The following is a 24,378-nucleotide window of genomic DNA, read 5'->3' on the forward strand; positions in this document are numbered from 1 at the left end:
GATGAAACAACTAAAACGACTCTTTCAAATATGTCAGTTTAAACATGTTAACTATCAAATTTTCAGTCTAATGATTATAACAATTACCATACCGTTGCTAATTTTATCCGTTATTATATATATCTTCTCTATACAATCAGCAAAAAGTGAATATCAAAATAGTTCGAACCTGATTCTCAATAATTTATCATTTAATTTCGATCAATACTTGCGGAGTGTGGAAATTGGAGCTTTAACAGCTCATATGGATAGTAATCTTCAAAATGCATTAGAAAACTGGGGGAAAACGGACTCCGACAAGGACTATGTTCAAAGTCTAGAATACGAAAATGCCATTGAACATTTCATCAGTAGCATTGAAATGACCATTGATAATGTAGACAGTGTACAAATCTTTTTAGATAATCGTGTATTTTACTCGAGCTTTAAAAGAGCTGTTTACGATGTTAGTAACCTTTCAAGTGAGGAATGGTATAAACAAACGGTCGCACAAAAAGGGAAAAGAGTATTATTTGGAACTCACCAACCCTTTCATCGCCCTAACTCCAATGAATCTGTTATTTCTATCGCAAGAGTCATTAACAAAAGTGGTACAAGGAATCCTTTAGGTGTTCTACTAATCGATATTCGTTTAGATTCACTCCGCAATATCTTAAACCTATCAGAGAATAGCAATCGAAACTTCGTTATTATGGATGACGTTGGCAAGATTATTTATGCTTCTGATTTAAATCAGGTTAACTCTAACAAAAAGTTTAAAACACCTGTTCAGCAAGCAATATCTGATACTCAAACAGATAACGGAAGCTTCTATGCCGAAGTAAATGAAGTTAACTCTTTCTTTAACTACGTTACTTCCCCATACTCCGGATGGACAGTTGTACAGTATATCGAAGAACAAGAAATGACAAAGCATGCAGATATCCTTCGTCAGGTTATTTTATGGTTAGCACTCTTCTCCATAGCGATGGCTATGTTGTTTATGGTGATCTTATATTCACGTGTGACGAAACCTATTATCTTTTTAAGTAAGCAAGTAAAAAAAATTGGAAGTGGACAATTCAATGTTAACTTAACTAGTGAACGTCAAGATGAATTCGGAGTTTTATATCAAGGGATTAGTAAAATGACTACTAACTTAAAGAATTATATTGAACGAGCTTCTTATCTCAAGGCCCAACAACAACTAGCACATTATCGTGCTCTAAAAAGTCAGGTCAATCCACACTTTTTAGCAAACGCCCTCGAATCAATTCAAATGAAGGCGGTCATCAACAAACAACGAGATATTGCAGAAATGATTGGACTCCTGGGACAGTTATTCCGCATCACTATACAAAGTGGAAAAGAAACTATCACATTGGAAGAAGAACTCGCACATATTCGCTTATATATACAAGTGCAGCAAATGCGATTTGGGGACAAAATACAGTATATCGAAAACTTAGCACCACATAGTAACTCCATACACATCGTACATTTTTCCCTACAGCCCCTAGTGGAGAATGCAATTATTCATGGTTTAGAACCGATGATTGGACAAGGCACGCTAGAACTTTCTTCTACCTTTTCAGGCAAAGACCTCCTTATTAAGATTCAAGATAATGGAGTGGGTATTAATCCAGAACAAGTTCAGCAATTACGGGATCATCTAGAAGAAACATCTAACACGTTAACCGAAGAACATATCGGTCTTAAAAATGTACACGAACAAATCCGATATTATTTTGGCAACAAGTATGGCATCACTATTGATAGTGTTTTAGGAGAAGGCACCACCTTAACCGTTCGAATTCCAGCGCTTTCATAACAAGAAAACTCAGGACATTTCGGAAGGGCTTGGACAAATTTTTTCTATATTATTAACGAGTAAATTAATAGTGGTATTGGTTGGACATAAATACACAGCCAGTATCACTTTTTTCTTTATCCCTGTGGTTTAAATTGAACTAAAGCGACAGGTTAGTTGAATTAGTAGAAATAGATATCTGGAATATTATGTTAGAATATATCAAAGAACTTTGAAAGGAATGACTCTTTTAATGGATATAAGAAGACCTAGTGATTGCGAACTTAAAGAGGTTCTTTTACTTTCTCCACAAGCCGTATTTGACGGCACATTGGGTAAAGTAAAACCTACAATTGAAAAAATAAAAAATCTTTTGGAGCCACTATTAGAAAAGGGGAACTATTATTTAATAGCAACAGAGAACGGTAAAATAATTGGGTGGATTCTTTTAGGGGCAAGTAAAGACCAATTTACTGATAAGATGAACGGATTTATTTATGAGTTATTTGTTAGAGAAGAATTTAGAGGGAATGGAGTTTCCAAACTGTTAATGAGAACAGCCATTGACCAGCTAAGATTAAATGGATACTCTGAAGTTCGTCTTAGTGCATTTGCAGGAAATCAAGCTATTAAACTTTACGAAAGAATGGGATTTAAGATAAGAACAGTTTCTATGAGTTTGCCATTATAAGCTTGGAAATTTTCACTAACGAGAGCTTTAGTAAAATACATTAAAATAAATGAGTAATGGTGAATATATCCCATCATTTTTGTACATTTTAAATAAACCTCTATCATTAACATAGCCTATTAACTTATTACTATTTCTCTTTATTGCCACTAGCTTTAAGGATCAACAGTATGTTTGTCGCGAAGACGTATTGTATATAGCAGCGAGCCAAATTCTTTGACTTACTTTTAGTAACCTCCTATACTAACAAAGGACTAAAGTTGAAAAAATGACACAATATAAAGAGTCTGCTTCTTATAATGTGTAACTATTAACGACTAGCAGTCACACACACTTATAATGGAAATCACAAATTTCCACTAACTAGAACTTTGGAGGGAACACATCATGAAATTAGTAGCAATTGTAGGAAGTATCCGAGAAGATTCATTGAATTTGAAACTAGCAAAACATCTACAAACACGTTATGCAGAGAAGTTTGAGCTAGAGATCTTAGATTTAAAACCGATTCCAATGTATAACCAAGATATCGAGTTAGATGCACCACAGGAAGTATTAGACTTTAAAGCAAAAGTAAAAGCAGCCGACGCTGTTCTTTGGATAACACCCGAATATAACTCTACGATTCCAGGTGTTTTAGGAAACGCTATTGACTGGATGAGTCGTGTAGATAAAGTGATGACTGGAAAACCATCTATGATTATGGGTGCTTCTATGGGTGCTATGGGTACGGTAAAAGCACAAATGCATTTACGTGATATTCTATTCGCAAGTGGTTTAAATTCACCTTTACTACCGATGAACGAAGTATACGTTGGAGCAGCGCATACTAAATTCAATGACAATGGTGAATTAACAGACCAAGCAACAGTTGAGTTTATTGATACAGTAATTGCTAACTTCCAAGAATGGATGAAAAATTACTTATAATACTGAAAAACACCTCTTCATCGAAGAGGTGTTTTCTATTTTCCTGCCTTACCTAGATGCTTCACAAAACCTTCGTACGCTTCTAATACACGTGTGTTCACTTCTTTTGTTTCAACTGGCATATTCATTTCCCCCTCAAATTTTGTAATTATCAAATCCCAGAAAGCCAATTGTAAACGCATATATTTTAGTTTTAAAAATATAACTTTGTCGCTATATTACTTGCTAAAAGAATTTAATTTATGTACGATACGGCTTTCGTTCTATCGCAACTCCAATTCGAGATGGAAATGGCAAAGTAATAGCAGCCATCAACTGCTCCGCCCATGCAGGCAGAATTTCTAAAGAAGTAATGTTAAAAGAGTTCCTCCCACTTCTACAAGAAAATGCTACGAAAATTAGCGAAGCCATGAAAATTATTAAAAACTAGAAAAGCTTGAAAACACTAATTAGTAAAAGAAAAATAGCTCACTCACAAAAATGTTTTTTGACATTTCTCAAAAGAGGGTGTACAAATTACTCTATACATTGCACATAAGGGGGATATATATGGAATATCGTTCAATTGAAGTTAACGGTGGTACGCTAGCTTATGCGGAATATGAAGGAACAAAGGGTGTTATCATAGGCGTTCACGGCTTAACAGGAAATAATAAACAGCTACATTACTACGCAGAGCAACTGAAGGGCGAATACAGATTTATTTCTGTCGATTTAAGAGGCCGTGGCAATAGTTCCGAAGCTACAGACAATACAGGTATCGAACAGCACACACAAGATATTATCAGTTTAATCGATGCATTAAATATACAAAACCCGATATTAATGGGCTACTCAATGGGTGGATTCATCATGGGGAATGTAGCAAGTAAACGGGATGATGTGAAAGGTGTTATTTTACTAGATGGCGCTGCAACTTGTACAGATCATCAACGAAAAATAGTGGAACCCTCCCTTGGACGTATTAGCAAACACTATGAAACTCCAGAAGCATACTTGGAGGAAATCCAAAAAATTTATAGCAATCTTGGAGTAGTGTGGAATGAGCATATGGAAAGCGTTGGTCGTTATGAGATTGCTAGGGTAGATGATCATTGGGAAAATAAATCGGATGAAAATAAAATTCGCCAAGATTTCCAGAGCTTCTATGATTACAAACCCGCCGAAGTGTTTGCTGAAGTGCAATGCCCCGTGTTATTAGTACATTCTACAGGTGGAATCGGTACGATGCCTGCATTATTTTTAGCTTAATCATATATAGAAACACAGAAACACGCAAAAGATATCCATAAAATTACATCAGATAGCAATCACTACACCCTTGTTTTTGAAGAGCGTAGTGATATAAACCCGGTAATTAAGGATTTTGTAAAAAAATTATAAAAAACAGTTGATATTTGCAAGGTTTTATGTGAATAATTAGTTAATCATAAATATAAAGCCTATCTGGTGGCTACAGAGAAATGACCTTTCTTTGTTTTCCCCACTTGACTGTTGGCCTCATTACGCTCAAATGACACTACTATTGTGTTCAAGAGCGTAGTGTGGCCTTTTTATTTAATTAAAAAGGAGCGAAATGATATGTCTACTGGGTTAGATTACTTTAAAAAAGTTTACGATGTCGTACCTGGCTGGGTTCAGAAAATGCATGATTATAACCCATCAATGCTGGATCATTATACTGCATTACGTGGAGCAGCAATGGCTGAGGGAGTACTTTCAGTAAAAGAAAAAGATATTCTACTAGTTGGTATTAACTCTGCACGACATTATGCACGAAGCATGGTTTATCACACAAAAGGTGCAATTGATGGTGGCGCATCACTGGAAGAATTAGTGGAGTATTTACTTGTAGCCTATATTTACGGCGGTGAAGAAGCATTACAAATTGGTCTTCAATCCTTTGAATACGCTTTAGAGCTAACTGGCACTCAAGCCGAGAAGATTTCACACGATTCTACAGCTACTGATATTGTTCGTTATTACGCACAATTTGCTACAACGGATGTTAGTAAAGATTACTACAAACAGCTGCTAACTCTTTTTGTATCAGAAGATGTAAACGCTTTAACTGATAAATTGTTAGCATTAAACGTGGTGGATGAACAAATGAAACACATTTTGATGACCGGCATTTACACAACTGTTTTAAAAAATACAGAAACAGATTACTGGGCTAAAAAAGCACGTGAAAAAGGCGTAGACGAGCCTCGATTAGCAGAGCTTGGATACATTTGTCTTTTGACAGCAGGTATCCCCTCTTGGTTTGAGATTAGTGACGCACTTATCCAAAAATAACGGAGTGAAAAAAATGAAATTTTATAATACAGCTGAAGAGGCATTAGATTGTGTCCAAACTGGTCATACAATTATGGTTGGTGGATTTGGTCTCGTAGGTGGTCCACTTACACTAATAGATACGTTAGTAGAACTAGATGTTAATGACTTAACGATTATTAGTAATAACCTTGGCGAGCAAGGACAAGGCTTAGGTAAATTACTTGAACAAAAGAAAGTCAAAAAAGCTATTGGCTCCTACTTTACTGGAAATAGAGATGTAGGTGATGCCTTCCAACGTGGCGAAATTGAAATTGAATTATTGCCCCAAGGTACATTAGCTGAATCTATTCGTGCTGGTGGTGCTGGGATTGCTGGGTATTATACAAAAACTTCTTTTGGTACTAATTTAGCTAAAGGCAAAGAAACCAAAATGTTTAAAGGCGAGGAATACGTTCTGGAGGAAGCATTACAAGCCGATATTGCTATTATTCGAGCTTACAAGGCTGATACGCTAGGTAATCTTGTATATTACAAAACAGCACGGAACTTCAACCCACTCATGGCAACTGCTGCTAAAACAGTTATTGTCGAAGTTGAGGAAATAGTAGAAGCTGGCGAACTTAAAAGTGATGAGATCGCTACCCCACACCTGTTCGTTGATCGCGTTATCCTAGCTAAAAAGATTTTGACAAAGGAAGGTGTCATCGAACATGGCTAATCCAGTTCAAGAAGCTATAGCTAAACGAGCTGCCCAAGAATTAGAACAAGGACAAATTGTTAACTTAGGTATTGGAATTCCAACACTTGTAGCCAACTATGTAAAACAAAACCATGTTTTCTTGCATACCGAAAATGGGATGCTTGGTGTCGAAGATGTTACCGAAGAGGATATTGACCCAAATATCGTCAATGCAGGAAAGTTTGCAGTCGGAGAAGCTATTGGTGCCTCTTACTTTGATAGTGCGACATCATTTGCAATGATTCGTGGTGGCCATGTGGACGTCGCAATTTTAGGTGTTCTTCAGGTAGATGAGCATGCTCGCATTGCCAACTGGGCTGTACCAGGTAAAAACATTATCGGTGTCGGCGGCGCCATGGATTTACTAGTTGGTGCTCGCAAAGTCATTGTAACGACTACACATACATCTAAGGATGGAAAAAGTAAAATTTTGAAAGAATGTAATTACCCTATCACCTCCACACGAAGTGTAGACACTATTATTACGGATTTAGCAGTCTTTAAATACATCGGTAGTCAATTACATTTAGTTGAATTAATGCCAGGTACCGATTTAGAAACAGTGGCAGCTAATACAGAAGCTACATTTATCAACAGCCTGAAATAAGGAGGAATCATTATGAAAGAAGTCGTAATTGTAGAAAGCGTTCGTACTGCAATTGGAAAGCTTGGCGGCTCATTAATGACTCAGACAGCTGATTACTTAGGTGCCGCCGTTATAAAAGAACTACTGACTCGCGCACAATTGGATCCTAATGAAGTCGATGAAGTAATTCTAGGTCAAGCAAAGCAAAGTGCTGATCAATCTAATGTTGCTCGTCTTGCTTCGCTAAGAGCAGATATCCCACTTGAAGTGCCCGGTTATACAGTGCATCGTCAATGTGGATCTGGTCTGCAGTCCATAAATAATGCTGCTCAACAAATTGCGCTTGGTTTAAGTGATGTAATTATAGCGGGTGGTACAGAATCTATGAGTACTGCACCCTACTATATTCGCAATGCTAGATACGGACTAAATGTAGGTAATAGCCAAATATTAGATCCAAATACTGAAAGTCAGCCCGGCTCTCAACCTGAATCATACGGTCTAAAAACAATGGGAGAAACAGCTGAAAATCTAGCTGAAAAATATTCTATCTCTCGTGAAGCTCAAGATGCATTTGCTTATCAAAGTCAATTGCGCACAGAAAATGCTATGAAAAATGGCTACTTTGATAAGCAAATTGTTCCATATGAGATTAAAACACGCAAAACAACGGAAGTATTTAAAGTGGATGAACATCCACGACTGACGCCAGTAGAGAAGCTAGCTACTCTAAAACCTGTGTTCCGTGAAGGTGGAACTGTAACTGCTGCTAATGCTAGTGGGCGTAATGACGGGGCTGCTGCCCTTCTCATAATGTCAAAAGAAAAAGCGGAACAACTAGGTCTGCAGCCAAAGGTTAAAATTATTGCCCAAGCTGCTGCTGGTGTAGACCCTTCTATCATGGGTATCGGACCTGTTCCAGCAACTAGAAAAGCATTAAAACAAGTTGGCCTATCTATTGAAGATATTGATGTGATTGAACTAAATGAAGCCTTCGCGTCCCAATCACTAGCAGTTATTGAAGAGCTCGGCTTAGACCAACGCAAAGTAAACCCGAACGGTGGGGCTATAGCAATGGGACATCCTATTGGAGCAACTGGTGCTATTTTAATGACGAAGCTTATTCATGAATTAGAGCGTACAGGTAAACGTTATGGGTTAGTTACACTATGTATCGCAGGTGGACTTGGCATTACAACGATTGTGGAAAATCTCCACTCAAAATAAAAGGGTCATTACTAGATTTTAGCAACTACTTTTATTAAATAGTGAAAACGCAAGAATGTTGTTAAATCAACATTCTTGCGTTTCAATTTTTCATTTATCTAGTTTTTCTAAATATCTTTTCTGTGCAGACTTTAAAGCGACAATAACTGCTCCACTTGAAGGTGCTATGTAATGCTCTTCAATACGTTCGATTAAAACATTAATATCAGTGGTAAAGTCGAAATCTATTAACATACGTTGAAAGAAATTTTGTGCTAACTTTGTTATAAAAGTAAATTCTGCATCGACTATTTTATGTGTTTGTTTATCAATTTCAAGGACAATACCTGCATGCTTGTAGATTTCATACATTGCCGTACCTTGTGGAGCTTTTGCATACGCAGTCACAAGTAAAGTATTTAATTGTTGCATTAATAGAACCTCCGTTAATTTAAACTAGATATAGTTTATCATAGTTAATCTAATTTTAATTTCACATACCTCTTTTCATAACTATGATTCCTATTTTTTCAAATAAAAGAGAGTTGGCTCAAAAGTAGCCAACTCTCTTTTATTAAATCACCTATATTTTGGATTCGCTATTTAAACGTAATATCTGGTAAGAACGTTACGATTTCAGGGAAAATGATTAATAAAATTATAAATAAAATCATTGTAATAATCGATGGAATTACACCTTTAAATATTTGCTCGATAGAAACGTGTTTTACTATACCTGCAATGATATAAACACTTAATCCGAGCGGTGGTGTTAATACCCCAATATTGACTATTAAAATCATGATTACCCCAAACCATAATCCGTTATATCCTAAATCAGTAATGATTGGATAAACTATTGGAAGTGTTAATACCATGATGGCAATTCCTTCTAAAAACATCCCCAAGAAGAAATACACTACTAAGATCAATGTCAAGATTACAAATGGTGCTACATCTAATGATGTGATGGAATCCGATAATAGCATCGGAATCTTTGATAATGCGAGGAATCTTCCAAAAATAGATGCACCAATTAATACAAAGAAAATCATAACCGTAATTCTCAATGTTTCATCCAATGAATCTAGCAGTATTTTAAGTGACATACGACGTGTAACAACCGATAAGATAAATGCTCCCATTGCACCAATCGCCCCAGCTTCGTTTGGTGTGAATACTCCCACGTAAATACCACCAATACTGATTAGGAAAATGACTAAAAACGGCCATACATTTTTAAGAGAGTAGACTTTTTCTTTCATACTCACTGTTTCAGTTCTTTGAGGAGCAATTTCAGGTTTCATTCTTACTTGAATATTTATCATTATCATAAAACAAATTGCCATTAAAATCCCAGGAACAATACCAGCAATAAGTAAAGCTCCGATTGGCTCAGACGTAAGTGCCCCGTACAGTATTAATAATACACTTGGTGGAATAAGTGATCCAAGAGTCCCCCCCGCAGCAACAGCTGCAGTGGCAAAGGTTGTTTTATAATTGTACTTTTCCATCTCTGGAATACAGATTTTGGCAAGAGTTGCTGTTGTAGCATTGGCCGATCCTGAAATAGCTGAGAAGATGGATGCTGCACCAATCGTTGCAATAGCAAGACCTCCACGAACTTTTCCAATCCATTTTTCAACGGCTGTAAATAAATCATTCCCAAATCCAGTGTTGGACATAAACATTCCCATTAATATAAACAGAGGGATAACACTTAGTGAATAACTGTTAACTGTTGAAAAGGATGATGATGCTAGTTGAGATAAGGCAACATCCATATTTTTAATCAAACCGATTCCTACAAAACCTACCAATAATAGTGATAGTCCAACTGGTACTTTAAAAAGAATTAGTAACACTAACACAATAATACCTATAAATCCGATTAATTCTGCACTCATTTATTCACCACAACCTTTGTAACTGTCGTTAACAGTGCTGCCAAATAAGTTAAAGTGAATCCTATACTACCAATGGTCACCAAGAATATGACAATATAAACTGGAAGTCCTAAATCACCTTTAACTTCACCGCTGTTCATTGAGGAAAGGCCAAGCTCAAATAATTTCCAAGTTAATAAAACTAATAGTACAGTTCCTATTAAATAAATTATTATTTGAACAACTCTTTGTACTTTAATTGGAAATTTATTGACTAAAAAATCAATTTCTAAATGATTCCCCATTATCTGGCCCATCCCTAAGCTAAAGAATACAACCATCGCTACAACAATTTCTGTTAACTCCATCGTTCCCTTTATAGGTGAGTTAAATAGAAAGCGCATTAGTACATCCACCACTGTTACTAGCATTAATCCAAACAATAAAACATATCCAATTTTATGGGTGATATTATTGATGAACTTCGTAATATCATTTACTTTCCGAGTGACTTTCTCTAATGACGTTTCATTTAGTGATGTATTTTGTTGATTATTATTCACTCTTCATCACCCCTTTGTATAACAATTTAGTTCGATCCAAGCTCTTTTGCTCTATCGTAAATTGCTTGACCTGGAAGTCCTTTGTCTTCCATTTCTTTTATCCAACTCTTAATCACTGGATTAACAACATCAGTCCAACGAGCAATTTCATCATCCGATAATTCTATAATTTCAATTCCTTCTTCTTTTGCTTTATCGAGACCCGCTTGTCCGCCTGCATCTAATGCTTTCCCTGTTTCCACAGCTCCTGTAGTGGCAAATTTATTTAAGATTTCTTTATTATCATCTGACAAGCTTGCATATGAGTCTTTGTTCATTACAGTAAACATAGAAGAGCTTGAAATATTTGTAATTGTGATGTAATCTACTACTTCATATAGTTTCATATCATTAATAGTAGAAACCCCTGCCATTGCTGCATCAATTACGCCTTTATTAAGAGATTCATATATATCGTTTACAGGCATTGAAACTGGAACTGCACCAAGTGCCTCTAAAGCTGCGTTCATTTGAGTAGATGGAGAACGAACTTTTAGTCCCTTTAAGTCTTTTAAAGATTTCACAGGCTTAGATGCACTTAAAATTTGATTGGGCTCGCCAGTAAACAACCATAGAGGATGAACATCATCATGCTCAGCTTGTATCTCAGGAAATTCATCGTATAGTGTTTGCATAATTTTAGAACCATCTTCAGAGCTTGTTGAGATAAAAGGTAAATCGCTTACAGAAGTTAGTGGATATATCCCTGGAGTATAACCATGTACACTTAAGGAAATATCAGCTGTACCATCAACAGCTAAATTATATTGCTCATCAGGAGCTCCTAACTGACCAGTGGGATAGATTTCTAATTTCATATTGCCATCACTTTCTTCATCCAATGTAGTTTGTAACTTCTCAATTACGTCCGTTTGGACAATATGGTGACTTGGCCAGAAATGTGAAAACGATAAATTAGCTTCTGATCCACTTGCATCCGAACTACTACATGCTGTTAATAACAAAAACAAAGCAATTAAAAAACCTAACTTTACACTTTTCACCTTCATCTTATTATTTCCCCCTTTTAAGATAGCGCTTTCATTTCTATGTAAAAATAGAAATTTTAGAATATTAACAAATTATATACGTAATAGCATTTATTATCAATAAATAATATTAATATTTAAATAAATATTTAATTAACCATTTTTTTCTCACCATTTGATAATCAATCATTTTTACGTGATATACTAACAATACTTATATGCAAAAGGAGTAATGATTATGTCGAGTCTACAAAAGATGCTAGCTATTCTTGATTTATTCACAGAAGAAAAAACAAAATGGCATATAGAAGCCATCATAGAAGAGATGGATTTTTCAGTCCCTACTGCCTATCGTTATATTAAAACGTTAATAGATGCTGGCTTACTAGCAAAAGTTAACAGTAGTGAATATATAATTGGTCCAAAAATAATTAAACTCGATTATCAAATTCGTATAAGCGATCCTTATATTGTTAAAGGCGAATCGATTATGCAAAGCCTTCAAGAATTAACAGGTTGCCAAGTACTATTAAGCAATATTTTTGATACTGAAATTATTAATGTTCATGCAGTTAGCCCTAATAATTGGAAGGAGCGTGTCACTTACGCAAGAGGAGTCCCTCATCCATTGTTGAAGGGTTCAACTTCAAAAGTAATCTACGCATACCTATCTAGAGCTAAGTTGTTGAAGCTTTACAGTGATAATTTAGCTAATATTGAATTAGAAAATTTGAGTGAATCTAAAAAAGATTTCCTGACATCCATGTCTCAAATAAAAAAACAAGGATATTGTATTTCTCATGGAGAACTCGATTCCAACTTAACAGGTATTGCTGCCCCAATTTTCAGTGAAAATATTATAAAAGGTAGCCTTACATTAATCGTTCCAACTCAAAGATTGGAAGTATATAATTTAGACCGCCTTATTACTTACGTTACAGAAGCTGCAAGCCAAATAAGCAGTATAACAAATGATTTCAACTAATATTATGCTGCAGTGCTGTTTCCTTGATAGCCATCGATTCTTTCATTTTCAGTGTATTTTCAAGCTTTCTAAAAAACTCATTCCATTGTTGGGATGTAAAAACACCTGCTACGTATCGATCAGGTCTCAATAAAATAAACTTGTTTTGATAAGCACTAAAAAGACTCTCTGTGTCGGTAATAACTGTCTCTCCATATGCTTCATGTGGTAAGTAGCTTGATGGAAGGACAGTTACTTCCTTTATCCCTAGCTTAGTAAACAAATCCTTATTAAATTCCGGAAAATTAATAGAATCGGGATTTCCGACTTTTAGTAACGTAAAGTTATTATTAAACGCGTAATCCATCAGTCTATACGTAATATCTGTAAAAAGAACATTGGGTTGTGGTATACACGCACCTAAAATAGATTCTTTTTCCCTCGTCTCTATATCAACAAATAATCCATTTGTACAAATTGGCTTTGGCTTAAATCTCATTTCTGTTACGTATCTCTTTAAAGGAGGTACAATGGACATAACTGAAAAAGCAGTGTTTCTAATTACTCGTCTTTTCTTACTAGTTGTTAGGATAAAATTTCCCATGTTAACGGATAGTTTAATCATCGCCGCAACATGATCTCTCCGCTCTTCCTCATATGAATCCAATATAGACTCATCTGAAATACCTTCTAAGATCAACTTCAGCTTCCATACAACATTATAAGAATCCCTTACACCCGAATTTAGTCCCTGTCCTGCAAAAGGAGGGGTTAAATGAGCCGCATCGCCTAAAATTAACGTTCTACCAACTCTGAATTTTTCTGCTATTAAGGCGTTGAAACGTACAACCGCTTTTTTCACGACATTTTCCTTTTTATAATTCGTAAAAGGTGCAACTAATTGCGCTAGAACATCATCCGAAAGCATTTCATCTTCACTTTCTCCTTGCAGCAGCATAAATTCATATCTTCTCATTCCCTTAGAGGTTGCTGCATGCATGGATGGTCTAGGAGGATTACAGTAGAATGCTGTATTTCTAGTTTTTACATCGTCATTTTTTAAGTCTAAAATAATCCAAGGCTCCTCGAAGCTAGAACCATCTGCTTTGTTAGAAATATCCTTAAGTTTAATGTTTAGTAGTTTTCGAACAGTACTACGTCCACCATCACAGCCTAGTAAAAACCTTGTCGATATCATTACAGATTCCTTTGTCACTGAATTACATAGATTAATACTTGTCTTATCTCGTTGTTCATCAAAACTTATTAGCTCATGATTAAATACGATGTCAACAGAAGGATATTTATGAGCTTTTTCATATAATGTCCGCTCAAATTCTGGTTGATCTATTTTGTTACGTGGATAATAACCAAACTTTCCTATCCGTGGCTTCACTTGAGCAAACGGCTTGATACTATCACTATCTGCAAAGTAATCTGCTCCCCCCCCGGGGCTAATTACTCGTTCCATGACTTTTTCTAAACCGAGATTTTGGCAAACCCTTAAAGTCTCGTCATCTACTAAAATAGCTTTTGGTATGTCACTTGTGGAAGTGTTTCTTTCTACTACCAAGGTTTGAATATTATATTCACCTAGTAAACTAGCTGCGATAAGACCTGTTGGTCCCGCTCCGATTATTACAACATCGTAATAACTCTTCATAGTGATTACCTCCTTCAATTTATGTGCTTTCATTTATTCTTCTCATAATTTCCTTCACTGCTGTTTGAGTTGGATCTATAATGGGTTTGTTTATTTGAACCTGCTTCTTAAGATGAGCAATACTAAATTGTGATAAGCCTATAACTTCAACTTTCCCAGCTAAAGAATGAATATGACTTTTCAGAATTTCATCGTGTTGTTTGAAATCTCCCTCTTCAGCCAAATGTATTAATCCATCCTCTACTACGGTCTTTATAACCTGATTAGATCTAACTTTCTTTAATGAACTGATCAATACTGGTGGTGTTTCTTTAACTGTCGAGATAATTCCCACATTATCATATTGTAATAATTCATTTATCAATCCTCGGTCAGAACGAACAATAGGGATGGTATATTTCTCATCAAAGAAATCAGCTAGGTCATTAAAGGCAGAGCAAGTAAACAAGACTCCATCACATTGTGCATCGATAGCAAGTTTAATGAGAGTATTAAAACGTGATTTAATCTGCTCATCAATTTTGTCCTTTTCTTTGAGTTGCTTCAGTAAGCTAGAATCCAATAAATGAACATACTCTACCTCAGGAGATACCTCTTTGAAGGCTTTTTCTATAGGAGCTATGGAAGCAGTAGTAGCAGAAATAAGGCAAATTCTCATGACACTCCTCCTCTTTAATTTTTTAATATTCTATGAACTGATAGTATTTAATAATGTACCGCATGTCAAATATTTTTTCCTAATTATCAAAATATAAAAATAAATCTGTTGATTAATCATTTAAATTGAATTATTATCATAATGTGATAATAATTCGATTTAAGGGGTGATTATTTGATTAAGACTGTTAAATTAACTTATGCTGCATTAAACTGTCGCAATGTCAAAAAAATGGTTGATTACTACGAGAATGTAATAGGTCTTACAGTAGTTGAATCTACCAATGATGATACTTTTTATTTAAGTACAGGATTAGAACATCATAATCTTGTTTTAACAAGCAGTGAAAATAGTGAACTCTCAACTATAGGTTTCCATGTTGCTGCCGATGAAAGCCTACTTGAAATACAAAAAAACTTAAAAGCTCAAGGAATTCAATCGGAGTTGAAACACGATTTTCAGCCTGGTGTCCACGAACTGTTAGAACTGGAAGATCCAGATGGATACAAAGTACATCTCCTTCAAAATATTGAGATGCCAGCCCCTGGATTTAAGAAGAATTCGATTTGTCCCCAAAAGCTTGGACATATTGCTCTCGGTTCGCTTAACCCAGAACTATCTAATGAATTTTATATGAAAGTACTAAATTTTAAACACACTGACAGAATCGGGGAAAGAGCGATATTTTTAACATGTAATAGTGACCATCATGTACTGAATATCTCTAAGTTTGGTCATAAGATGATGCATCATATCGCTTTCGAGCTAAAAGACTCAAGCCACCATACATTAAGCGCTGACTTTCTATCACAAAACGGAAAGGCTTTATCATGGGGACCTTTCCGTCATACAGCTGGTCATAATTTAGCGTCCTATCACCATGATCCAGAACTTAACGTAATCGAACTATTTACAGATATGGATCAGTTTATACCAGAATTAAATTACTTCGATCCACGCCCATGGCATGCTGAACTACCAATGCGACCAAAAGTCTGGGAAAATAATTGCACTTGGTATGATAGCTTTGAAAAAAATATTACTGACTATGTATTGGATAAAGTTCAACTAACAAAATAATTGGAGGCGTTTTCAATGAAATTAGTTACATTCGAAGTAAATAACGAAGAGAAATTTGGGATTTACACCGAAGAGGGGATTGTAGATTTAACTGCTAAAACAGGAATTAAAGACATTAAGTCTGCTCTAGAACAAAATATGTTTGATAGCTTATCTGCATACGTAAGTGATGGAGTAGATTATCAAATGAACGAAGTGAAGCTACTTCCTGTAATAACTAATCCTTCCAAAATATTTTGTGCTGGTGTAAATTACGATGAGCATCGCCTTGAAACGAAAAGAGACCATACTCCACATCCTACAATATTTTTCCGAGTGCCAAGATCTCAAGTTGCACACAATGCGCCAATGATTATTCCCCAAGAATCTGAACGCTTTGATTTTGAAGGAGAAATTGCCATTGTGATTAATAAAGAAGGGCGACGCATTTCACAGGAAGATGCATATGATTATATCGCTGGTTATTCCTGCTACAATGATGGAAGCGTCCGGGACTATCAACTTCATACTTCTCAATGGGGTCCAGGTAAAAATTTCGAGCATACAGGTGCATTTGGACCGTGGTTAGTTACTGCAGATGAGTTTAAACCAGGTGAAGTATTAACGTTAGAAACACGTTTAAATGGCGAGGTTATGCAAAAAGCTGATACAAGCCTACTCTTATTCTCTATCCCAGAGTTAATAGAGTATGTTTCTTCATTTATCACTTTAGAGCCAGGTGATGTTATCGTTACAGGTACTCCTGGTGGCGTAGGTGCAAAACGCAACCCTCCTGTTTTCATGAAAGATGGAGACATCGTAGAAGTAGAAGTAAGCAAAGTAGGAATCTTAACAAATCCTATCAAATCTGAAAAACTTATTCAGGCTGAACGAGAAGCTAGTGGAACTGTGGAAGTCACGCATAGCTAACCGTTCCCTTTAAAGCATTAAATAGCTGATAGAATAATGCCCTAAAAAGCATTCATTCTATCAGCTTTTATCAATCTAACAGCATTTTATTTAAAGAGATTAATAGTTGTTATAATAATTGGCATACCGAAAACATCTATTAAGAATGCTCCTACAATCGGTACGACTAGGAATGCTTTCCGTGATGGACCAAATTTCGAAACTACCGCAGACATATTAGCCATTGCGTTAGGTGTTGCACCTAGACCATGTCCAAGGAAACCCGATACCATAATTGCTGCATCGTAGTTTTTTCCAAGCAAGCGGAAAAGGACGAACACAGCGAATAGTACGATGAAGATTACTTGAACTAAAACGATGATAAATAACGGTAATGCTAAGTCTGCAATTTCCCATAGCTTTATGCTCATCAATGCCATTGATAGGAAAATACCAAGGGAAATATCACCGATTAAATTTATTTCTCTCATATTGATTAGTTCAGGCTTGATGCGATCCACCACATTACGAACGATTACTGCTATGAACATAGCACCTACATAACTAGGTAAAACAAATCCTGTTATAGTAGAGAACCATTCGCCTACATATGTACCAACTGCCATACAGAACGTGATTAAGAAAACTTGCATCATGAATGATTTGTCTGTAATCGGACGTTGTGATTTTTCAACGTATGCTTCTGTTTCTTCAGAAGATGGCTTTAAGTCAAATTTGCGGATTAAGTAGCCGATAACAGGACCACCAACAAGTCCACCAGCTACTAGTCCACATGTAGCTGCAGCCATCCCTATTGATACTGCGGATGGTACTCCTAACCCTTCAATTGTTTCCCCAAAAGCTGCAGCCGCACCATGTCCCCCTTCCATAGATACAGCCCCAGCCATAACGCCGATCAATGGATGAAGATCCATTAATTTAGCTAAAGAAACACCAATCACATTTTGCATTAAGGCTAAGAATCCACAAGCTAACCAATAGATTACTAATAATTTCCCACCTAATTTAACAAGTTTGAAACTCGCACCAAGTCCGATAGTTGTAAAGAAGGTAATCATGAAAATAGATTGTAGTGATGTATCTAACGTAATCTCGATTAAGTCTAAACCCTTTAAAGTCGTTGCTAGAATTGCGAAGAGCAAGCCTCCTACAACCGGTGCCGGAATACAAAATCGATTTAAAAAGCCTACCCTTTTAACTAAAAAAGTGCCTACTAAAAATAATGTTACTGCAAGACATAATGTTGTAATTTGATTTATAGCCATATACATTCCCCTTTGTTTATTCGAAGCTATTCATAATTACTTCATTTATAAAGTAAGCCCCCAATTTTGCTGTTTGATTGTTTATATCAAGCGAAGGATTCACTTCACAAATACTAAAACTTACCGTGTTTTTATGCGAAACCATCTGACGTAAAATGTCTCGAACTTTTATAGCGGATAAACCAAACGGAGATGGTGCACTGACACCTGGAGCTTCAGCGGCATTTAAAACATCCATACAAAGAGTAACGAGTAATACATCATGGGCGTCCATAAAATCTGTTAAACATTTGTTAAACTGAGGTGAATCCAATTGTTCATCTAAAAAATATTGAACATTATAATGAGCTGCTGTATTGAATAATGCCGTAGTGTTCCCATATTGTTGGATGCCACATACGAAATAATGTGCATTTGGATCCTCGTCTAAAATTTGCTTAAACATGGTGCCAGAAGAGGTTTGTTCATCATAAGCACGCATATCAAAGTGAGCATCAATATTAAGTAAACCTATGGAAGCTTCTGTCCCTACTGCTTTACGCACTCCTAAATATTGTCCATATAACGTTTCGTGCCCACCTCCAAGTACAATTGCCTTCCCATTTGTTAGGATGTCAGAAACTTTATCTCCCAATTCCAGTTGCGCCTGCTCTAGTTCATGCCCCTCACAAACGATATCCCCAAAATCCACTAAAGAATTTGTCTGAACATGATTGCGCCATGGTAACGATGCCAACTGTTTCCGCAAAGCAAGAGGAGCATCTTTTGCACCAACACGTCCATTATTACGCCGGACACCTTCATCACAAGAAAAACCTACTAAGCCAATTTTTCCACGCTCAGTTGTTGGTTCGACTTGAACAATTTGGTGATAACGAAAGTAGGCCGAATCCACCTCATGATCGATGCGCCCTTGCCAAATACTCACATCCGTTTTTCTATACAATAGGCTCGTCTCCTTATAAACTGAAAAATTCATATTTTCATTATATTTATATGTATTTATAATAACAAATACTATTTTTTTATATTATAATAGTTTAAAACTATAAATGAGGTGCGAAATGGATTTACGGAGGATGTATTACTTCAATGCCACTGTAAAATATCAAAGCTTTTCAAGAGCCGCAAAATCTCTACATATATCCCAGCCTTCATTAAGCAATGCAATAAAAACCTTAGAATTAGAAATAAATGCACCACTTATAGAGCGCACAACCAAACAATTTCAACTAACAGAATTAGGTCAGCAATTCTATGAACGTTCAAAAAGTTTACTTGCTCAATTTGAAGTAATGGATACTGAGTTAAAGGAGTTAGCAAAAGGCGAGCAATTAGAAATTAGATTAGGCATGATTGAGTCAGCAAATCACTGGTTTTCACAAGTAATCATTGCCTATCAAAAACAATATCCACAAAACCAAATTACGTTAATCGATACCTTGTACAATCAAACGGTTCGTCAAGCGTTATTAGGTTTAAATGTACATGGTGTTATTACAAACCAGCATATTGTAGATCAGGAAATAAAAAGCGAATTATTGTATACCGAACCGTACGTCGTGCTAACTAAAAAAGATCATCCTTTTGCTACAAAAGAGAAAATAACGCTCGTAGACTTTGCGGAAGAATCCCTCATAATAGGAATGCCTGAATTTCAAACGAGTGCACAAATATTAAAAGCATTTGAACAAGAAAATATCACACCACATATTCAATATAAAATAGAAAGATTTGAGATGATTAAAGTTTTGGTAGAAGAAGGTCTCGGAATCGCTCTACTGCCCCAACAATATGTTAACCACCATTTATCCGAGAGCTTAATATCACGTCAAGTACACAGTGATTTCCTAAGTCGAAGTGTATACTTAAGTACTATGAAAGATCGTACATTTCCGGAGAGTATACGAAAGCTATTTGAACTCATAAAGTCAATGCACTGAATTGATACAGCATAAAAACAAACTATGAGCTGTTTTTAAAGGAACGTGATACTTACAAATGATTTGTAGTACTATAGGAGTAAAGCGTTTGATAAAGCTGTTCTCGAATTTATTTCATTCCTTGGTGAACTATTAATAAAATATCCCCCTATTATTGTTTTGACTTTGATGTAATAGGGAAGTAAAAGTGTTCATTGATTAAATTAAGATTGGCTGTTGGATGAACTCATAGATGAAATTACTTTAGCAGATTGAACTGGAGATGATTTTTTTGCGTTTATGGCACCAAAGTTTGCTTAGCGTTTTGCCAAAATCTCAGCTACTGGCACAGTGGCGTGAGTTGAATAGTATTTATGCAAAGGAAGACCGGCATATTTTGATAAATTATATTTATGACTATTCAAAAGATGATTTGTTTTCCTATACTCAACTCGTTCTGCAAGAGATGCGTGCACGTGATATCAATATTCGTACAGTCGATAAAATGGAACGTTACTTCGCAGATGGACCTTTCGAGAAAGTGATGAACCCATTTATCCATCATCATAACAACGAGTATTTCGAGATATGTTATTTCAATCTTAAAGAAAAATTTATGCGTGGACAGAAGGACTTTGATACGGAGCGATTTGAGGCTTTGAGGAAGATGTATGAGACGCTGGAGTGAGGTATTCGTTGTGCGTTTATTTGGTATGATGCTTCGAATCGCAAGGCGGATATCAAGAATCACAAGATACTTCCGGAAAATCGCAAGTCGGAATGTGTATTTGGATGAATCGCAAATGAACTCCTTCAAATCGCAAGTTAGACTCTGAGAATCGCAAGATACTACCGGGATATAGCAAGTTCATCTCCACTAATCGCAAAACGACCCATTTAAAAAGCGTAAAGCCCCTTCACTCCTGGAGCTTTACGCTTTTTAGTATCTCAAGTAAAATATTCTAACTTCGCATTCGGAAAGTATTTATCCATATAGCCGTAAAGATGAGACTTTATATCCTCCTCTTCGTCCTTTTGATAAATATACTTCCCAATTCCATACTTGCCCCATTTGTAGCGTCTTTCTTCTTCATTTAACTCGAGTTTTGACTTTGGATAATTTTTTTCAATTACTTTTTTTGCGGGCTTTGTAAACCGATGTTGGATGAATTCAAAGGTAATATCATCTCTTGCATCTTTTGGCAATTCCTCGTCTAGTCGTTCGAACATCTGACGGTAGCCTTCCTCCCAGCCATCATGAAGGTAGATGGGAGCAACGATAAAACCAAGCGGGTACCCTGCTCTTGCTACTTTCCCTGCAGCCTCGATTCTTTTATCCAAAGGAGAAGTGCCTGGCTCAAAATTTTTAATGACATAGTCGGCATTTATACTAAATCGGAATCGCGTATTCCCATTGTGTTTGGCATCCAATAAATGGTCGACAAAATGAAATTTCGTTACAAAACGAAGCCTACCTAGCTCTGTTTGACCAATATGTTCAATGGCTCTTTTTAATGAATGTGTCAAATGGTCAATTCCCACAATATCGGAAGTACATGCTGCTTCGAATCGAGTAATCTCAGGTGCACGTTCCTCAATATAGCGATCCGCCGCTTCGAAAATCTCCTCCACGTTCACGTAAGTTCGAATATATGGTTTACTGCCCATCGTCGTTTGTAAATAACAATAATGACAATGCCCCATACATCCTGTCGCAAGTGGGATTGCATATTCAGCAGATGGCTTGGACGTATCAAATTTTAACGTTTTGCGAATACCTACGACTAAGGTAGATTTTGCGATGCGATATTTTTGAGCGTCTGTTTCACCTGGTAAATCCCGAATTTGATTGTGTGAAGTAGTAAAGCGGATTTCGATACCCATTTTCTCGAACTTTTCCTTTAGTTCTTTTCCAAGCGGATAATCCAGTGCGTTAGGCTCAAAATAAACAAGCTGTGGTACGAAGGGTTTATTCATGCCGCGAACTACCTAATTCATTATTTTTGTCCATTCCATCACCTTTCTCTTTTTTATAGCTTGTCTTAAAAGTGAGGAATTATGAAAATGGACATAACTTGGGGTGATTGCTTAAGATTCGAATCAGTTAATGCACGAGAATATAACGGCTTCCCACCAAACAAACACATTTAGTGTAAGTGGTCACTTCACTAATTGGGTCAAGACCTCAAATCCGTTTTTTCTTTCGAGAAGCCACGATTTTCCCATATGAGAGGTCGGAGTCTGAAATTCGATGTTGCTTACACAGCGACAACATCAATTCCCTCCCTTAACTCTGGTAGCTACGAAAAACTTGAAATATGATTAAAGTAAACATAAAAAAACCAGATCAGAAATTCTGATCTGGTTTTTATTTTGGTTCGTCACCATTGTTCTCTATGCCAAAATAAGTAGGAACCATCGTTTCATACACTTGGCCATCTATTTCATTGCGGAGTCGCTTCACGTCAATCTGGAAGTAATTTAAAATATGAGCTTCTGTCATGATGTCAAATACGTTACCAGTTATCACCGGTAGTTCTTTCGCTACCATTAATACTTTATCGCCAAGATAGAATGCATGGTTCGCATAATGTGTATTAATAATGCATGCCAGTCCTTTTACTTTTACCAACTTTTTAATGGTTTGTAAGATGACTTTTTGTTTTTGCATATCTAGATGAGATTCAGGTTCATCTAATACTAGGATTTCTGGTTCTGCTACTAGTGTTCTAGCTATTAACGCGAGTTGTAACTCTCCACCGCTTACAGCCGTGCAAGCTTGATTGGCTAAGTGTTTAATGCCGACTAATTCTAGCGCTTCTAGTGCTAGTTCCTGGTCTTTTTTTGAAGGTTGCGCAAAAGCACGTATATATATAGCACGTCCCATTGTTACTAACTCCAAAATGGAATAGCTAAATGTCATCTGAGAAGCCTGTGGTACATAACCGATTTTCTTCCAAACATCTTTTGAGTTTAGAGACGTAAGTGGTTTACCATCAAGTAAGGTTGACCCTGTTCCCCATTTCAATAAACCCATCATGCATTTCAAAAGGGTCGTTTTACCTGCACCATTTGGACCGAGGACCGATAAAATCTCTCCTGGATGTAATTCAAAATTGATATCATTCGTATATAAAAAATTAGGAGTCTCACCTTTTTTAGGTTTCGTATAGGAATAATTGCCGTTTTTGACTTGTAAGATCAACTCCAGCCACCTCCAGTTTTACGAAGTAAGTATGCGAAAAATGGTGCTCCAATTATAGCCGTCAAAATGGATAATGGTATCTCTGCAGCAGTTAAACTTCTTGATAAGTTATCAATAATGAGCAAGTAAACCGCTCCAATTGAAATAGATGCTGGCAGAACATATTGGTTATTACTACCGACAAGCATACGAGCTATATGAGGAATGATTAAACCGATCCAGCCAATAATCCCCGCGATGGAAACAGCTGCAGCCGTGATTAATGTTGCACCTAAGATGACCATCCATTTTAGTTTTGTAACAGAAATACCCAGTGATGTCGCTTCTTCTTCTGATAGCGACAAAATATTTAGACGCCAACGTAATACATATAAGATCAATATACCAATCAAAATAAGGGGACCACCAATATATAAATCGGCGTAGCTTGCTGTTCCAAGGCTACCCATTAACCAATAAGTAATGGCAGGCAACTTTTCTTCCGGATCTGCTAGAAACTTCACGAGTGAAATTAGCGCTTGGAATAATGCACTTGTTACAACTCCTGCCAATACAAGCATAAATATGGGCATATCCTTTTTTACGCCACCTATTAAAAAGGTAAATCCGATAGCTAGCATCCCCATACCTAATGCAAGGAGTTGCATCGTTAAACCATTTCCAAAAAGTAAAATACCTATTGATGCACCAAAACCAGCACCTGCAGATACACCTAAAATGTCTGGGCTAACTAATGGATTCGAGAACATCCCTTGAAACGCTGCACCGGCGATAGATAACCCGCCCCCGATTAGCATTGCTAGAAGAATACGAGGTAAACGAACGTTAATGACAACTGTTTCTTCCATGTTTGTCCACGTTTGTTCCATAGGAATAATCTGTGAGAGTAGTATTTTCAGCTGAACAATGAAATCAATATGGTAGCGCCCTATCCCAATCGAGATAAGCGCTACTATTAGAGGTAATGTCCACAGTAATGTTTTAATTAACTTTGACTTCATTTGAAGGACACCT

General features: G+C 36.4%; 25 protein-coding genes. 14 read left to right on the forward strand and 11 right to left on the reverse strand.

Going from position 1 to position 24,378, the window contains the following annotated elements; translation table 11 throughout:
• Position 1: 1 nt before the first annotated feature.
• From MHI47_RS16630 to MHI47_RS16665, 9 genes are all read left to right on the forward strand, one after another.
• Positions 2-1,810, forward strand: coding sequence for a cache domain-containing sensor histidine kinase (locus tag MHI47_RS16630; RefSeq protein WP_340831533.1), 1,809 nt, complete (start codon positions 2-4; stop codon positions 1,808-1,810).
• A gap of 232 nt (positions 1,811-2,042) precedes the next feature.
• Positions 2,043-2,480 carry a GNAT family N-acetyltransferase gene (locus MHI47_RS16635; RefSeq protein ID WP_340831534.1) on the forward strand — a complete coding sequence of 146 codons (438 nt, stop codon included), beginning with the start codon at positions 2,043-2,045 and terminating at the stop codon, positions 2,478-2,480.
• A gap of 387 nt (positions 2,481-2,867) precedes the next feature.
• Entirely contained in the window at positions 2,868-3,410 is a 543-nt protein-coding gene (locus MHI47_RS16640; RefSeq protein WP_340831535.1) for an NADPH-dependent FMN reductase, read from the forward strand.
• Positions 3,411-3,648: 238 nt separating this feature from the next.
• Positions 3,649-3,840 carry an IclR family transcriptional regulator domain-containing protein gene (locus MHI47_RS20230; protein WP_445678314.1) on the forward strand — a complete coding sequence of 64 codons (192 nt, stop codon included), beginning with the start codon at positions 3,649-3,651 and terminating at the stop codon, positions 3,838-3,840.
• A gap of 119 nt (positions 3,841-3,959) precedes the next feature.
• Entirely contained in the window at positions 3,960-4,661 is a 702-nt protein-coding gene (locus MHI47_RS16645) for an alpha/beta fold hydrolase (RefSeq protein WP_340831536.1), read from the forward strand.
• A gap of 330 nt (positions 4,662-4,991) precedes the next feature.
• Positions 4,992-5,708, forward strand: a complete 717-nt coding sequence (locus tag MHI47_RS16650) for a carboxymuconolactone decarboxylase family protein (protein ID WP_340831537.1) — start codon at positions 4,992-4,994, stop codon at positions 5,706-5,708.
• A gap of 13 nt (positions 5,709-5,721) precedes the next feature.
• A complete protein-coding gene (locus MHI47_RS16655) occupies positions 5,722-6,408 on the forward strand; it encodes a CoA transferase subunit A (RefSeq protein ID WP_340763568.1) in 687 nt (228 codons plus the stop codon).
• The gene (locus MHI47_RS16660; protein WP_340831538.1) at positions 6,401-7,036 is read left to right on the forward strand and encodes a 3-oxoacid CoA-transferase subunit B; all 636 of its coding nucleotides are present in this window, start codon (positions 6,401-6,403) and stop codon (positions 7,034-7,036) included. Before MHI47_RS16655 ends, MHI47_RS16660 begins: the two co-directional genes overlap by 8 nt.
• A 12-nt stretch (positions 7,037-7,048) precedes the next feature.
• Positions 7,049-8,242, forward strand: a complete 1,194-nt coding sequence (locus MHI47_RS16665; protein WP_340831539.1) for a thiolase family protein — start codon at positions 7,049-7,051, stop codon at positions 8,240-8,242.
• A gap of 90 nt (positions 8,243-8,332) precedes the next feature.
• Here MHI47_RS16665 and MHI47_RS16670 read toward each other — a convergent pair whose 3' ends face one another.
• The 4 genes from MHI47_RS16670 to MHI47_RS16685 form a co-directional block, all read right to left on the reverse strand.
• Positions 8,333-8,653: a DUF3870 domain-containing protein gene (locus tag MHI47_RS16670; protein ID WP_340831540.1), complete on the reverse strand. Its 321-nt coding sequence runs from the start codon at positions 8,651-8,653 to the stop codon at positions 8,333-8,335.
• 167 nt (positions 8,654-8,820) lie between these two features.
• Positions 8,821-10,128 (reverse strand): TRAP transporter large permease, encoded by a 1,308-nt coding sequence (locus MHI47_RS16675; RefSeq protein WP_340831542.1) that lies wholly within the window; start codon positions 10,126-10,128, stop codon positions 8,821-8,823.
• Complete coding sequence (locus tag MHI47_RS16680) at positions 10,125-10,670, reverse strand: TRAP transporter small permease (protein WP_340831543.1); 546 nt, start codon at positions 10,668-10,670, stop codon at positions 10,125-10,127. Before MHI47_RS16680 ends, MHI47_RS16675 begins: the two co-directional genes overlap by 4 nt.
• Positions 10,671-10,696: 26 nt before the next feature.
• A complete protein-coding gene (locus tag MHI47_RS16685) occupies positions 10,697-11,719 on the reverse strand; it encodes a TRAP transporter substrate-binding protein (RefSeq protein WP_340831544.1) in 1,023 nt (340 codons plus the stop codon).
• Positions 11,720-11,936: 217 nt separating this feature from the next.
• On the opposite strand from MHI47_RS16685, the gene MHI47_RS16690 reads away from it, so the two are divergent.
• Positions 11,937-12,683: an IclR family transcriptional regulator gene (locus MHI47_RS16690; protein WP_340831545.1), complete on the forward strand. Its 747-nt coding sequence runs from the start codon at positions 11,937-11,939 to the stop codon at positions 12,681-12,683.
• On the opposite strand, the gene MHI47_RS16695 is transcribed toward MHI47_RS16690, so the two are convergent.
• Both MHI47_RS16695 and MHI47_RS16700 read right to left on the reverse strand, forming a co-directional pair.
• A complete protein-coding gene (locus tag MHI47_RS16695; protein ID WP_340831546.1) occupies positions 12,676-14,325 on the reverse strand; it encodes an FAD-dependent monooxygenase in 1,650 nt (549 codons plus the stop codon). The genes MHI47_RS16690 and MHI47_RS16695 overlap by 8 nt on opposite strands.
• Before the next feature lie 19 nt (positions 14,326-14,344).
• Positions 14,345-14,983 carry an aspartate/glutamate racemase family protein gene (locus tag MHI47_RS16700; RefSeq protein WP_340831547.1) on the reverse strand — a complete coding sequence of 213 codons (639 nt, stop codon included), beginning with the start codon at positions 14,981-14,983 and terminating at the stop codon, positions 14,345-14,347.
• A 174-nt stretch (positions 14,984-15,157) separates the two neighbouring features.
• Here MHI47_RS16700 and MHI47_RS16705 point away from each other — a divergent pair, with 174 nt between their 5' ends.
• Together MHI47_RS16705 and MHI47_RS16710 are read left to right on the forward strand one after the other, a co-directional pair.
• Positions 15,158-16,063, forward strand: coding sequence for a VOC family protein (locus MHI47_RS16705; RefSeq protein WP_340831548.1), 906 nt, complete (start codon positions 15,158-15,160; stop codon positions 16,061-16,063).
• A gap of 15 nt (positions 16,064-16,078) precedes the next feature.
• A complete protein-coding gene (locus tag MHI47_RS16710; protein ID WP_340831549.1) occupies positions 16,079-16,972 on the forward strand; it encodes a fumarylacetoacetate hydrolase family protein in 894 nt (297 codons plus the stop codon).
• Positions 16,973-17,058: 86 nt separating this feature from the next.
• Here the strand turns inward: MHI47_RS16710 and gltS are convergent, their stop codons facing one another.
• Both gltS and hutG read right to left on the reverse strand, forming a co-directional pair.
• Positions 17,059-18,243 (reverse strand): sodium/glutamate symporter, encoded by a 1,185-nt coding sequence (gene gltS, locus MHI47_RS16715; protein ID WP_340831550.1) that lies wholly within the window; start codon positions 18,241-18,243, stop codon positions 17,059-17,061.
• Between the two features lie 10 nt (positions 18,244-18,253).
• Positions 18,254-19,183: a formimidoylglutamase gene (gene hutG / locus MHI47_RS16720; RefSeq protein ID WP_340831551.1), complete on the reverse strand. Its 930-nt coding sequence runs from the start codon at positions 19,181-19,183 to the stop codon at positions 18,254-18,256.
• A gap of 118 nt (positions 19,184-19,301) precedes the next feature.
• Between hutG and MHI47_RS16725 the strand changes: the two genes are divergently transcribed.
• Positions 19,302-20,180 carry a LysR family transcriptional regulator gene (locus MHI47_RS16725; RefSeq protein ID WP_340831552.1) on the forward strand — a complete coding sequence of 293 codons (879 nt, stop codon included), beginning with the start codon at positions 19,302-19,304 and terminating at the stop codon, positions 20,178-20,180.
• Positions 20,181-20,451: 271 nt separating this feature from the next.
• Positions 20,452-20,847 (forward strand): pyrimidine dimer DNA glycosylase/endonuclease V, encoded by a 396-nt coding sequence (locus tag MHI47_RS16730; protein ID WP_340831553.1) that lies wholly within the window; start codon positions 20,452-20,454, stop codon positions 20,845-20,847.
• A gap of 260 nt (positions 20,848-21,107) precedes the next feature.
• Here the strand turns inward: MHI47_RS16730 and splB are convergent, their stop codons facing one another.
• The 3 genes from splB to MHI47_RS16745 all read right to left on the reverse strand — a co-directional run bounded on the left by splB (position 21,108) and on the right by MHI47_RS16745 (position 24,365).
• Positions 21,108-22,136 (reverse strand): spore photoproduct lyase, encoded by a 1,029-nt coding sequence (splB, locus tag MHI47_RS16735; protein ID WP_340831554.1) that lies wholly within the window; start codon positions 22,134-22,136, stop codon positions 21,108-21,110.
• 391 nt (positions 22,137-22,527) lie between these two features.
• The gene (locus MHI47_RS16740; protein ID WP_340831555.1) at positions 22,528-23,364 is read right to left on the reverse strand and encodes an ABC transporter ATP-binding protein; all 837 of its coding nucleotides are present in this window, start codon (positions 23,362-23,364) and stop codon (positions 22,528-22,530) included.
• Positions 23,361-24,365 carry a FecCD family ABC transporter permease gene (locus tag MHI47_RS16745; protein ID WP_340831556.1) on the reverse strand — a complete coding sequence of 335 codons (1,005 nt, stop codon included), beginning with the start codon at positions 24,363-24,365 and terminating at the stop codon, positions 23,361-23,363. Before MHI47_RS16745 ends, MHI47_RS16740 begins: the two co-directional genes overlap by 4 nt.
• Positions 24,366-24,378: the final 13 nt, after the last annotated feature.

Origin of the sequence: Psychrobacillus sp. FSL H8-0487 (assembly GCF_038008385.1) — a bacterium.
Classification (GTDB): Bacteria; Bacillota; Bacilli; order Bacillales_A; family Planococcaceae; genus Psychrobacillus; species Psychrobacillus psychrotolerans.